This window comes from Serratia sp. 1D1416, from assembly GCF_003641105.1.
Taxonomy (GTDB): Bacteria; Pseudomonadota; Gammaproteobacteria; order Enterobacterales; family Enterobacteriaceae; genus Serratia; species Serratia ficaria.
Window position 1 is genome coordinate 5056483 of record NZ_CP032738.1, and the last position, 12997, is coordinate 5069479.

Consider the following 12997-nt stretch of genomic DNA (forward strand, 5'->3'; position numbering starts at 1 on the left):
CGCTTACTCCGCCACCTGGCGCACCACGTCGATCACCGAACCATCGCGATAGCGCACCACCGCCACCACTTTGTCGGTGAAGGCGATCGGCGCCGGTTCGCCGGTCAGCTGCAGCGCGCGCCGGCGCAGCCAGCCGATGCCGACCACCGGCAGCCCGGCCTGCTGCAGGCGTTGCGCCAGCTCCGGCCGCGCCGGATTGACCGCTACGCCGTGGTCGGTCACCAGAATGTCGATGCTGGATCCCGGGGTAACGCAGGTGGTCACCTGCTCCACCAGCGTCGGGATACGCCCGCGCACCAGCGGCGCCACGATGATCGCCAGCCGCGCCGCCGCGGCGGTATCGCAGTGGCCGCCGGATGCGCCGCGCAGCACGCCGTCCGAGCCGGTCAGCACGTTGACGTTAAAACCGGTGTCGATCTCGAGCGCGCTCAGCACCACCACGTCCAACCGGTCGACCGAGGCGCCCCTGGAGCTGAAGTTGGCGTATTGGTTGGCGCTGATTTCGAGGTGGCCGGGGTTGCGCGCCAGCGACACCGCCGCCGCGCGGTCAAAGCTCTGTACGTCCAACAGCTTGCCGATCAGCCCTTTCTCATGCAGGTCCACCATGGTCGAGGTGATGCCGCCGAGCGCGAAGCCGGCGCGAATGCCGCGCGCGCGCATTTTGTCCTCCAGAAAACGCGTTACCGCCAGCGAGGCGCCGCCGGTGCCGGTCTGCAGCGAGAAGCCGTCGGTGAAGTAGCCGGAACCGGCGATCACCTCGGCGGCGCGGCGGGCGATCAGCAGCTCGCGCGGGTTGGAGGTCATGCGCGTGGCGTCGGCGCCGATCTTGTCGGCGTCGCCCACCCGGTCAAGCTGCACGATCAGATCCACCCGATCCTGCGCCAGGCTGGCCGGATGGTGCGGATACGGCAGAATTTGCTCGGTCAGCAGCACCACGGCGCCGGCCGCTTCGGCGTCTACCCGCGCATAGCCGAGCGAGCCGCAGCAGGCCTCGCCGCTGTAGCCGTTGGCGTTGCCGAACTCATCGCAGGCCGGCACGCCGAGGAAGGCGACGTCGATGTTCAGCTCGCCGGATTCGATCAGGTTGACCCGCCCGCCGTGGGAATGGATCTGCACCGGCTCCGCCAGCAGGCCGCGCGAGACGGCGTCCGCCAGCGGCCCGCGCAGGCCGGAGGTATAGATGCGGCTCACCACGCCGTTGCGGATATGCTCCACCAGTGGCGCGTGGCAATCGGTCAGCGAGCTGGAGGCCAGCGTCAGGTTGCGAAAGCCCATCGCCGCCAGCGTTTCCATCACCTGGTTCAGCGCCAGGTCGCCGCCGCGAAACGCATGGTGGAACGAGATGGTCATGCCGTCCTGCAGCCCGCTGCGGCGCACCGCTTCCTGCAGCGAATCGCAGCGTTTGAGATCGCGCGGCTTGCGCGCCTGCAGGTTGGCCTTGGAGGCGTCCTGATAACAACGCAGCGCCGCCGCCTTGTTGAGGGTTAACAGCCGTTGTTGACGATCCATCATGCTTCCTCCCCGCGCCGTGTCGGTTCTTCGCGAACGCCGGACAGCGCCGCGCGCTCCAGCACCAGCCGCGCGCGTTCAATCACCGGGCTGTCGACCATTTTTCCGTTGAGCGACACCACGCCGCGCCCTTCCCGCTCCGCCGCTTCCGCCGCCGCTACCACGCGCTGGGCATGCGCCACCTCTTTGGCGGTCGGCACATACAGGTTGTGCAGCAGCTCTATTTGCCGCGGGTTGATCAGGGATTTGCCGTCGAAGCCGAGCTGCTTGATCAGCGCCGCTTCCTGCAGGAAGCCGGCCTCGTTGTTGGCGTCTGAATAGACGGTGTCGAACGCCTGAATGCCGGCGGCGCGCGCCGCCTGCAGCAGCGAGCAGCGGGCGAACAGCAGCTCGATGCCCTCCGGCGAGCGCTCGGTGCGCAGGTTGCGCACGTAGTCTTCCGCCCCCAGCGCAATGCCGATCAGGCGCGGAGAAGCCTGAGCGATCGCCACCGCGTTGGTGATGCCCTGCGCCGATTCGATCGCCGCCAGCAGGCCGGTGCTGCCGACCGGGCGGCCGCAGTCGGCCTCGATGGCGGCGATTTCCCGCGCCATGTCGGTAACGTCCTGCGCGCTGTCGGTCTTCGGCAGCCGCACGATGTCCGCCCCGCCGCGCACCACCGCCTGCAGATCCGCCAGCCCGTAGGCGGAGTCCAGCGCGTTGACCCGCACGATGGTTTCCACCTCCCGGTACAGCGGGTGCTGCAGCGCGTGATACACCAGCCGCCGCGCGGCGTCTTTCTCGCGCAGGATGACCGAGTCTTCCAGATCGAACATCAGCGCATCGGCCTGGTAGATAAAGGCGTTGCTGACCATCGCCGCATTGGCGCCCGGCACGAACAGCATGCTGCGGCGCAGCCGGGTTTTATTCAGCGTCTTCATCTTTCGCCTCCCAGGGCAGCGGCTCGCCGCCGCTCGCGCGCATCAGCGCGGTTTCCAGGCGAGCGCGCAGCACGCAGTCCAGCGCGCCCTTGTCGTCGACCATCACCTGCACCGGTTCCACCTCATAACGCTGCAGCACCTCCAGCAGGGTGCGGCGGATAGCCGCGCCGAACTGCTTCTCCACGCTGCTGGCGATCAGCAGATCGTGTTCCGGCCCCTCGGCCGGTGCGATGCGCACCATGACATCGCTGGATTCCAGCGTGCCGGCCATTGCTTCTCGGATAATTTTCATCATTCACCTGATTGTGCGGACTCAAGAGGATGCGGGGCCGGCCGGGCCCGGCGCTGCGTTTGCAGATCCTGCAGGTAGTACAGGGTGTCCGGCGGCACCAGCGGCGCGGCGGCGTGAAAATCCCCCGCAGCCAGCAGCTTGCGCACCCAGGAGGCGGAGATCGCCGTGCCCTGGTACTGCAAACGCTCGATTTCCACCAGCGCGATCGGCGGGCTGGGCAGCGCCGGCGTTTCCAGCCAATAGCGCATGTCGCGGTTGTATTTCGCGGTCACCGCGCAGAAGGGTTCGTTGCCGACAAAGCGGTGGGTAATGCCCAGCGCCGGCGCCAGATGCCGGCGGAAGATTTTCAGATCGATTTCGGTGTAGCAGTCGTCGGCCACGCCCTGATCCTTGATGAAGTAACAGGGAAAGGTGGCGCGGGAGATCACGTACTGCGAGCCTTCATGCACCGTCAGATTGGGGATGTCGGCGGTGCCGGCCAGCACCAGCCGCCGCCGGTCTTCATAGCTGAAGCGCGAGGTGTTCTCTTTGACCAAAAACAGGTGCAGCCAGTCGCACTGCTTCGCCGCCTGGCGCACCAGATACTGGTGCCCACGGGTAAAGGGGTTGGCGTTCATCACGATGCTGCCGATGATCTCGCCCGGCCGGCGCTGCGCCGCCAGCCGGGCCGCATAGCGTTTCAGCCGGCACGGGCTGTTTTCCATCAGCACCACGATGCCGGGCACGCTGGCGATCGGGTAGAAGCCGCACTGGCGGAACAGCGGCTCGTTCTGCACCTTGGTGTAAATGAACAGCTGGGTGTGATGGCGCTCATAGGCCAGATTGACCAACTCGGTCGCCAGCGCCAACGCCAGCCCTTCCCCGCGCAGCTGCGGGCTGATGGCGACGCATTTGATGATATTGTCGGCGATGCCGCCGCAGGCGACCAATTTATCGTTCTGGGTCACGGTAATAAAAACCTCTACCGTGGTATCTATATTCAGATCGTTGCTGCGCAGAAATGCGTTTATCGCCGCTATGCTTTTATGGTCCGATCTTTTTACCCGATTAAATACGGCATCGCCCAACATGATATGCTCTCTGAATTAACTGACGAATAACAAATTAAATACAAAAACGCACTTTGGTTAACGCTAATCAAAACCTTAAAAACCATAAAGATAAAAAACATTAACGACGTTTGATGGATAGATGGTAAACAGAAAAAAACCTCCGATTATTGACCTGTTTCACAAACCAAGCCCGGTAAATAAGTTATTTAATGTCGTTTATTTGCTTAATTATTTTTATGGTGTTTACTATTGAAACAATGGTTATTGGGTGCCGCAATTCACTCACAATCAATTAGCATTTTTCTTGCAATTAAATTACAGGTTTCATTATGGAATGGCTGAACATTCTGATCGTCGAAGACGAAACGCCGCTGGCGGAGATGCACGCCGAGTTTATCCGCCAGAACGGCGGCTGCCGGCAGATTTGGCTGGCGGGCACGCTGGCGCAGGCGCGCGCGATGACCGAACGCTTCAAACCGGATCTGATCCTGCTGGATAACTTCCTGCCCGACGGCCAGGGCATCGAGCTGCTGCGCGAGCTGACGCTGAGCGGCTATCGCGGCGGCATCGTGTTCATCACCGCCGCCAGCGAGATGGCCACCGTCGCCGAAGCGCTGCGCTACGGCGTGTTCGACTACCTGATCAAGCCGCTGGCCTACGATCGCCTGAGCCACACGCTGCACAGGTTCAGCCAGCGGCGCGCGGCGCTGAAGGACAAGGCGCGCCTGAACCAACGCCGCATCGACGAGATGTTCAATACCTATGCGCGCGGCGAACAGCGGGCGGCGCTGCCGCCCGGCATCGATGCGCTGACGCTGGTGAAAATCCGCGCCCTGTTCGCAGAGCCCGCGGCGCGCCATACCGCTGAAAGCGTTGCGCAAAAGATGGGGCTGAGCCGCACCACCGCCCGCCGTTATCTGGAGTTTTGCACCGCCGCGCAACAGCTGAGCGCCGAGATAATTTACGGCAAGGTGGGCCGCCCGCAGAGGATTTACCACGCCGCCGAACGGCAATAGACGGTTATTTGATCGGCTTTGCAAGACTGCGTGTAATCGCTTTACTTTTTTATCGTCCATCAGCATCTTGTTTGGCATACCATTCCTTCTGCTCAGCGACGGTCTTTACCGCTATCGACCGCGGTTAAAACCTGCAGAATCCGTGTAAATCTGCCAAAAGCTCAACGGGTTGCGCATTCTGTAAGCAAACAGTCACAGAATGCGCAATCCGCCTTTGACATGCCGCCGGCGGGTCGCTATTATTCGCCCCGTTCACACGATTCCTCTGTAGTTCAGTCGGTAGAACGGCGGACTGTTAATCCGTATGTCACTGGTTCGAGTCCAGTCAGAGGAGCCATTTCTTGTTCTTTGGATGTCTACTGATGTCCACAGGTCATTGAAAGAAGGGTGAAACTCCTTCTTCTACGTTCCACTGACGTCCGCTGAAATCCACCTGAATCCGATGCTTTTAAGTCCATTTTTAAGTCCTTCGGAAAAGCGGGTGGACTGTGTTCGCATTCTTGCTATAAGTCTTTGCGACCGGAAACCAGAATCAAGCTCTGACCTGTAATCAGGAGCGACGATCATGGCACTTTCCGATACGACAGTCCGCCGGGCCAAAGCAACCGGTAAAGCCTACACCCTCCCTGATGTTTCCGGCCTTTCACTTGCCGTCGCACCCAAAGGTGGAAAATCCTGGCACTTCCGCTATTACTGGTGCGGAAAACAAAAGCGAATGTCCCTGGGCCAATACCCTGAGATGACACTGCGTGAAGCCAGACAGGCAAGAGATCAGGCTTCAGCTTTGTTGGCACAAGATATTAATCCACGAGTTGCCCGAGAGCAGCAACGTCATGCCATCCATCTTGCTTCTGGGAATAGCTTTCACTCTGTATTCAAGGAATGGACTGAATACCGGGCGCTGACTTTGAAGGAAGGCAGAAAATCTTCCCTTTCTCAATGCAAGCGTGTTTTCAAAAACGACGTCTTGCCGAGAATTGGCAAAACATCTATTTACGATGTACGTCGCGCTGATCTCTTGCAAATACTGAGTAGAATCGAACAGCGGGGAGCATTCACCGTTGCCCAAAAAGTCAGAGGCTGGCTGAATCAAGTTTTTCGTTTTGCGTTGGTCAAAGTTGAAGGGCTGGAAAACAATCCAGCTACCGACCTGAAGGTAGTTGCCCTACCCAAACCACCCGAAATCCATAATCCTTTTCTGTGGATGCATGAGATCCCAACTCTTTTAAAAAAGCTACGTCATTACCAAGGACAACTGAATACCCAGTTGGGGATTCGCCTGTTGCTTCTTACTGGTGTGCGAACTGGCGAATTACGTCTGGCGACACCAGAGCAGTTTGATCTGGAGCGAGGCTTATGGCTAATTCCACCAGACAATGTAAAGCAGTTAAAACGGCATTTGCACAAAAACAGCATGCGCCCACAGACCATCCCGCCTTACACCGTCCCTCTATCTGTTCAGGCGATTGAGATCATCCGTCACCTTTTGCATGAAGTCAGGCCCAAGCAACGATTTTTGTTACCGGGCAACTCTGACCTAAATAAACGCATCAGTGAAAATACACTTAACGCGGCCCTCAAACGAATGGGTTACAAAGACCGCCTTACCGGGCACGGTATCCGCGGTACCATTTCAACCGCACTGCATGAAATAGGCTATCCAAAAATCTGGATAGAGGCTCAACTTTCTCATTCGGAACCGAATAAAGTCAGTGCCGCCTACAATCATGCAGCCTATGTTGAACAGCGGCGAGTCATGATGCAGGACTGGGCAGACCGTCTCGATTTGTTAGAAAAAGGACATGTTGAAGCAGCAAATAGTCAGCTGGTCATACAAATTGCGGGGCTCTCTACGATGACCAGCATGAGTCTGGACATAACTCGCGAATCTTCTCGGACAAATAGTGCTAACAGGGAATTTAACTGGATTATTCACCACTCAACCCGAAATGCTCCAACAGTAGAGCAAGATTAGACCTGACAGGCTACTAGCAGACAATTTCCCAGAAAACGCTAGTCCAACTATAGGGCAGGATCGTCTACCGGGGTGGGATCAGTCCAGTAATGTTTGAAAATATCTAGACTGCCCGTGGCGATTCATTTCAAATTTTAATACTCATCCCTCGTATCGTCTTCTTCCGGTTGTTCCAGAACACCATACGCCACCGCACAAAACAATGAGTTCAGCCGTTTCATATCCCCTAATAAACTCAGGTGAAGAGAGCTAGTTTCGATACTTTGCACATTCTGCTGGTGCAGCCTGTCCACGTGGGCATGGGCATAACGGCGGTTCATAATACGAAAACGATGTTTGTTACGGCGCAGGCGCCGGGCGCTGCTGACATCTCCCGAAAAAAACACCGACAGGCTAAGCTTCAAATTGCTGTTTAACTGTTGTAATAGATTATCCAACTCGGCCAAACCATCCTGGGAAAACGCCCGGCGAGCGGCCAGAGATTTATCGGCCATTTCACTGCCCATCCGCTCGATAATGTCTGCCGCTTGTTCAAGGTTAAGCGACATTTCGATGATTTCCGCCCACCGACGCGACTCTTCTTCCGCCAGGTCTTCTTTCGGCATTTGCGCCATGTACAACTTAATTGCGGTGTAAAGTATGTCCACATCATCGGCAAGTTTACGCAGCTCTTTTTCCTGCCTGGGCTCGCCGTTCATGACCTTCTGCCAGGTTTCCAGCATCTGTTCAAGAACATCACCCAAGCGCAGCGTCTCACGCGCAGCATTCGCCAGCCCCAGCGCGGGCGTATCCAACGCGGTGGTGTCGAGATGCTTCGGCTTCATCCGGGCATCCACTTCCGGGACTTCGCTTATCATCCGACGGCAAAAGCGTGCCATTGTTTCGACAAAGGGAATCATTATCAGACAACGACTCAGGTTGTAGAAAACATGGAAATAGATAACCAGTTCTGACTCCGGCAGGGGAAGATTCTCCATCGTCTTCGCCAGAACATGGATGAGTGGCAGAACCAGCAAACTGCCCACCAGCTTAAATAACAGGCTGCCGAGCGCCACACGACGGGCCGCCGCATTGGCGGTACTGTTGTTTAGCATCGCCAGCAAACCAGAGCCCAGGTTAGCGCCGATCACCAAACAAAGCGCTACGTCGAAAGAGATAACCCCTGTCGAGGTTAAGGTCGCCGTCAGCAGCACCGCCGCCAGACTTGAGTAACTGATAATGGCGAACAACGCGCCAATCAGCGCATCCAGTATGATGTCACCGGTAAGCGAAGCGAAAATTACCTGCACACCAGAGGCCTGAGTTATCGGGGTGACAGACTGCACAATCAATTCCAGCGCGAGCAGGATCAGACCGAGCCCAATGCCTACGCGGCCCAGTTGCCCGGCGCGAGTCTGTTTACGGCTAAGGAAGAAGATGACGCCGATGAAAATGAGTAACGGCGACAACCATGAGAGGTCGAACGTCAGAATACGCGCCATGAGCGCGGTCCCCACATCAGCCCCGAGCACAATCACCAGCGCAGGCGTGAGGGCGACCAGGTCCTGGGCCACAAACGACGTCACCAACAGGGTGGTCGCGTTGCTGCTTTGTACCAGCGCGGTCACACCAATGCCCGCACAAAATGCGAGCGGTTTTTTCTCAACACTGCGGCTTAGCACACTCCGGAGCCTGGCACCATAAACACGCATAATGCCGGTACGAACAATATGCGTGCCCCAGACCAATAGCGCCACCGCCGAAAGCAGATGCAATAGAGTAAGCACACTTTCTCCTTATAAATTATTGACTCCCTGCAGGATCCCCGGGGGCGGTTCAATATTATTTACTCGTCAAATATTTCTGAAATTCTGTCTGGCCGCTCAAAAGCTGGAGGCAGAGAACGTCATGTTATTAGAATGTCGATCTTCCCTGCCTGCCTATAAATGTCCCCTATAAAAAAACCCACCATTAAACGGGCACATCGTGAGCCATCAGAACGTAAAACATTCTCCAGAGGGTATTGATGAGAGAACCCAGAAATTTTGCAGACTCAATCCAGACGTTTCCCATGCGTGGCATCGAAAAAATGTAATGCATCTGACGGCAGATGCAGCCACAGCGTGCTGCCCGTTTGCGGACGTTCACTATATGGCAAACGTACCACTAAACGTGCGTCACCAATGCGGCCGTGTACGAGGTTATCCGCCCCCAACATCTCAAGTGTCTCCACAAGCAGCGGAATGCTGCCGCCCTGCTCATGGCTGCAGATCTTAATGTGCTCAGGGCGAATACCGAGCACCACCGGACGATTCGCTAACTTGGTTTTACTCACACCGAGCGGCAGCGCGTGCGACGCATTAAGGTTAAAATGCGTGCCATCACTGTCGATCTGGCCGGCTAACAGATTCATCGCCGGCGCACCGATAAACGACGCGACAAACTGGCTAGTGGGTCGTTCATATATTTCGACCGGAGTGCCAATTTGCTCGACGATACCTTTATTCATTACCATCACCCGCTGCGCCAGCGTCATCGCTTCGACCTGGTCATGGGTGACGTACAAACTGGTGGTTTTCAGACGACGATGCAGTTGTTGCAATTCAAGGCGCATCTGCACGCGCAGACGCGCATCCAGGTTAGAGAGCGGTTCATCGAACAAGAATACTGCCGGTTCGCGTACGATCGCGCGGCCCATCGCGACGCGCTGGCGCTGGCCACCCGATAATTCACGCGGGCGGCGGCTGAGAAGGTGATCCAGTTCAAGGCTGCGGGCCGCTTCCAGCACGCGCTGGCGGATCTGCTCTTTAGCCATACCACGAATTTTCAGGCCATATGCCATGTTCTCTTCCACCGACATGTGCGGATAGAGCGCATAGTTCTGGAATACCATCGCAATCCCGCGATCCTTCGGTTCCTCATCGGTAACCCGTTTGCCATCAATATAGATATCACCGGCGCTCACGCGCTCCAGTCCGGCGACCATACGCAGCAGCGTCGATTTACCGCAGCCGGAAGGGCCAACTATCACCATAAATTCGCCTTCATTCACCGTCACATCCAGCGGATGAATGATCTGATTTTTCCCATCGTACGACTTGGTAACTGCCTGAAGTTTTACGCCTGCCATTTCTTATTTCTCGCTCTCAACTAGGCCGCGCACGAATACACGCTGCATGGCCAGCACCACCACTACCGGTGGGATCAGGGTTAATAACATTGCCGCCATCACTTCATTCCACTGCGTCGGCGCACCGGTGTTAGAGATCATACTTTTGATCCCCGCCACCGCCGTGCCCAGGCTGGCGTCATTAATGATGAGCAGAGGCCAGAGATACTGATTCCAGCCGTAGATAAAAGTGATGACGAACAGTGCTGCCAGATTGGTTTTAGACAGCGGCAACACAATGTCCCAGAAAAAACGCATCGGACCCGCGCCATCAATGCGAGCGGCTTCCACCAGTTCATCAGGCAGCGACATAAAGAACTGACGGAACAGAAAAGTGGCGGTGGCGGCAGCCATCAGCGGCAGCGTCAGGCCACTGTAGCTATCGAGCATATGCAAGTCAGCAATCACCTGCACCGTCGGGAAGATACGCACTTCAACTGGCAGCATCAGGGTGACGAAAATCAGCCAGAAGAACAGTGAGCGCAGTGGAAAACGAAACCACACCAGCGCGAACGCTGAAAGAATCGACACCGTGATTTTGCCAACGGTGATGCCGAGTGCCATTAACAGGCTATTGAGCATCATCATGCCGAATGCCGGACCGCTGCCGTTTACGCCGTGTGTCCAGATGCGGCTGATGTTTTCCCACAAATGCGTGCCAGGGACGAGCGTCATCGGTGCCTGATAGACGGCCTCGTTATCCAGCGTGGCTGCGACGAAAGCCACATACAACGGGAACAGGATAGTCAGCGCACCGAGCACCAGTAAGGTATGGCTGAAGATATCCAGCCCACGTCGATTTTCAATCATTGGTATTGCACCTTACGTTCAACAAAGCGGAATTGGATCACCGTGAGCCCGATAACCAACAGCATCAGCACCACCGATTGCGCCGCTGACGAGGAAATATCGAGCCCGGCGAATCCTTCCTGGTAGATTTTGTAAATCAGAGTGGAAGTCGCCCGCACCGGGCCGCCGGCGGTCGCCGCGTCAATAACCGCAAACGTGCCAAAAAAGGAATAAATCAGGTTGACCACCAACAGGAAGAAACTCACCGGCGTGATCAGCGGCAGCGACAGATTGAAAAAACGGCGCACCGGCCCGGCACCATCAATTGCGGCGGCTTCCACCAGTGATTGTGGAATGGATTGCAGCGCGGCGAAGAAAAACAGAAAGTTGTAGCTGAGTTGCTGCCAGACTGACGCCAGCACAATCAGGAACATCGCCTGTCCGCTGTTTTGCGCGTAGTTCCAGCTATACCCCATGTTGTTGAGTAGGTAGCTAAACAGGCCAAGGCCGGGACTGAACAGGAACATCCAGAGCACAGCGGCAACAGCGGGTGCCACCGCGTAAGGCAAGATAAACAGGGTCTGATACAGCTTGCGCAGGCGCACCACGTAATCGACCAACGCCGCCAGCAGCAGTGCCAACACCATACCAAAGACCGTAACCAGTCCGCTGAATTTGATCGTGATCCAGAACGATTCGAGATAGTGCGCATCCCCGAAAAGGCGGATGAAATTATCCAGCCCGACGAAAGTGCTGGAAATGCCAAAAGGGTCAACACGTTGCAGTGAATACAACAGCGCCTCTCCGGCAGGCCAGAGAAAGAATATGGCGGTGATAAGCAGTTGCGGCAGCACCAGCAGATACGGTAGCAGGCTGGTGCGAAATACCGGTCGAGATGAAGACATAGCTAACTCCGTGTAAAAATGAATAAGGACCAGAACGGATCTGGTCCTGTACAAAGAACGATTACTTCACTTGCTGCTCGAAGCGGCGCAGCAATTCGTTACCGCGTTTTACAGAATTATCCAGTGCAGCCTTCGGCGTCTGGTTACCTGCAAAGACGTCTTCAAGCTCTTCATCAATCACAGTAAGGATCTGCGTCATGTTGCCCAGACGATAACCCCGGGTGTAAGGCAGTGGGGGTTTGTTCATCAGTTGGCGCATGGCAATTTCCATGCCGGGATGGGTGTTATAAAAACCTTCTTTTTTAGTCAGTTCATAGGCCGCTAACGTTACCGGCAGATAACCCGATTTTTGATGCCACTCCGCCTGATTTTCTGGCTGGTCTAGGAACTGCATGAATTCCGCCACGCCCTTGTAGGTATCGGCATCTTTACCTTTAATGACCCACAGGCTCGCGCCGCCAATCATGGCGTTCTGTGGTGCATTCGGTACGGTTTCGTCGTATGGCATCATGCCCACACCCCAGTCGAACTTGGCATAGCGTTGGATTGCTGATTGCGCACCTGATGAACCGGTAGCGATCCCGCATTCGCCGCTATAGAACTTAGTAGCCGCCTCGTCCTGGCGCCCCAGATACGTCAGATCACCTTTCTTATACATGTCTTCCAGCATCTGAATATGGCTGATGACTGTCGGATTGTTGAAATTCAGCTCAGCATCGAAGCCATCTAAGCCGTTATTTTTGGTGGCGATCGGCAGCGCATGCCAGGCGCTGAAGTTGACAATTTGGTGAATACCCAGGCGACTGGTGCCGTAACCGCAGCTCATGCCCGATTTGCGTAGCGCTTCGGCATCTTTTTCCAGCTCCTGCCAGGTTTTAGGCGGCTGATCCGGATTGAGTCCAGCTTTACGGAAGGCATCTTTGTTATAGAAGATGACATGCGTCGAGCTATTGAAGGGCATCGAAATCAGCTGGCCTTTTGAGTCGCTGTAGTAGCCAGCTACCGGTGCCACGAACTCTTTTTCATCCAGCGGAATGCCTGCGTCCTTAAATATCTGATGGACCGGGACGATGGCACGTGACGCCATCATGGTGGTCGTTCCGATTTCATATACCTGCAGAATGTCAGGCGACTTGCCGTTACGAATTGCCGCGATGCCATTGGCCAGACTCTGCTCATATCCTCCTTTATAAGATGCAACAACTTTGTAATCGGGATGAGTCTGGTTAAAGCGGGTGACCAGAGCGTTAGTTTCCTGACCTACCTGGCTTTCCATTGAGTGCCAAAAAGTAATTTCTGTCACAGCCAATGCATTGCCGCTGAGCGCCAGTCCCACAATCGCACTCACCAAGCCACAACGAAAAGTAAACATGGACATAGAGTTTTCCTGT

10 protein-coding genes, 1 tRNA gene and 1 pseudogene are annotated in these 12997 nt (G+C 56.2%); 3 read left to right on the plus strand and 9 right to left on the minus strand.

The genetic code is table 11. The annotated features are described in order from the left end of the window. Positions 1–3 precede the first annotated feature (3 nt). The 4 genes from citF to citC are packed head-to-tail and all read right to left on the minus strand — an operon-like array spanning position 4 to position 3791. Entirely contained in the window at positions 4–1509 is a 1506-nt protein-coding gene (citF, locus tag D7I37_RS24505) for a citrate lyase subunit alpha (protein WP_095098346.1), read from the minus strand. Next, positions 1509–2429 carry a citrate (pro-3S)-lyase subunit beta gene (gene citE, locus D7I37_RS24510; protein ID WP_129544516.1) on the minus strand — a complete coding sequence of 307 codons (921 nt, stop codon included), beginning with the start codon at positions 2427–2429 and terminating at the stop codon, positions 1509–1511. The genes citF and citE overlap by 1 nt, the downstream gene beginning before the upstream one ends. Next, the gene (gene citD, locus D7I37_RS24515; RefSeq protein WP_061797545.1) at positions 2413–2721 is read right to left on the minus strand and encodes a citrate lyase acyl carrier protein; all 309 of its coding nucleotides are present in this window, start codon (positions 2719–2721) and stop codon (positions 2413–2415) included. Before citD ends, citE begins: the two co-directional genes overlap by 17 nt. After that, a complete protein-coding gene (citC, locus tag D7I37_RS24520) occupies positions 2721–3791 on the minus strand; it encodes a [citrate (pro-3S)-lyase] ligase (protein WP_129544517.1) in 1071 nt (356 codons plus the stop codon). Before citC ends, citD begins: the two co-directional genes overlap by 1 nt. Positions 3792–4102: 311 nt before the next feature. Between citC and dpiA the strand changes: the two genes are divergently transcribed. From dpiA to D7I37_RS24535, 3 genes and pseudogenes are all read left to right on the plus strand, one after another. Next, entirely contained in the window at positions 4103–4789 is a 687-nt protein-coding gene (gene dpiA / locus D7I37_RS24525) for a two-component response regulator DpiA (RefSeq protein WP_095098355.1), read from the plus strand. Between the two features lie 261 nt (positions 4790–5050). Next, positions 5051–5126, plus strand: a tRNA-Asn gene (locus tag D7I37_RS24530). A gap of 228 nt (positions 5127–5354) precedes the next feature. Further along, positions 5355–6650 (plus strand): annotated as a pseudogene (locus D7I37_RS24535) (tyrosine-type recombinase/integrase); the annotation flags it as partial. A gap of 248 nt (positions 6651–6898) precedes the next feature. On the opposite strand, the gene D7I37_RS24540 reads toward D7I37_RS24535, so the two are convergent. The 5 genes from D7I37_RS24540 to ugpB all read right to left on the minus strand — a co-directional run bounded on the left by D7I37_RS24540 (position 6899) and on the right by ugpB (position 12984). Beyond that, entirely contained in the window at positions 6899–8530 is a 1632-nt protein-coding gene (locus tag D7I37_RS24540; protein ID WP_129544519.1) for a Na/Pi cotransporter family protein, read from the minus strand. Positions 8531–8796: 266 nt separating this feature from the next. Next, positions 8797–9873 (minus strand): sn-glycerol-3-phosphate import ATP-binding protein UgpC, encoded by a 1077-nt coding sequence (locus D7I37_RS24545; protein WP_129544520.1) that lies wholly within the window; start codon positions 9871–9873, stop codon positions 8797–8799. A 3-nt stretch (positions 9874–9876) separates the two neighbouring features. Then, positions 9877–10722: a sn-glycerol-3-phosphate ABC transporter permease UgpE gene (ugpE, locus tag D7I37_RS24550; RefSeq protein ID WP_129544521.1), complete on the minus strand. Its 846-nt coding sequence runs from the start codon at positions 10720–10722 to the stop codon at positions 9877–9879. Beyond that, a complete protein-coding gene (ugpA, locus tag D7I37_RS24555; RefSeq protein WP_129544522.1) occupies positions 10719–11606 on the minus strand; it encodes a sn-glycerol-3-phosphate ABC transporter permease UgpA in 888 nt (295 codons plus the stop codon). The genes ugpE and ugpA overlap by 4 nt, the downstream gene beginning before the upstream one ends. A 61-nt stretch (positions 11607–11667) precedes the next feature. Next, positions 11668–12984 (minus strand): sn-glycerol-3-phosphate ABC transporter substrate-binding protein UgpB, encoded by a 1317-nt coding sequence (gene ugpB / locus D7I37_RS24560; protein ID WP_129544523.1) that lies wholly within the window; start codon positions 12982–12984, stop codon positions 11668–11670. Positions 12985–12997: the final 13 nt, after the last annotated feature.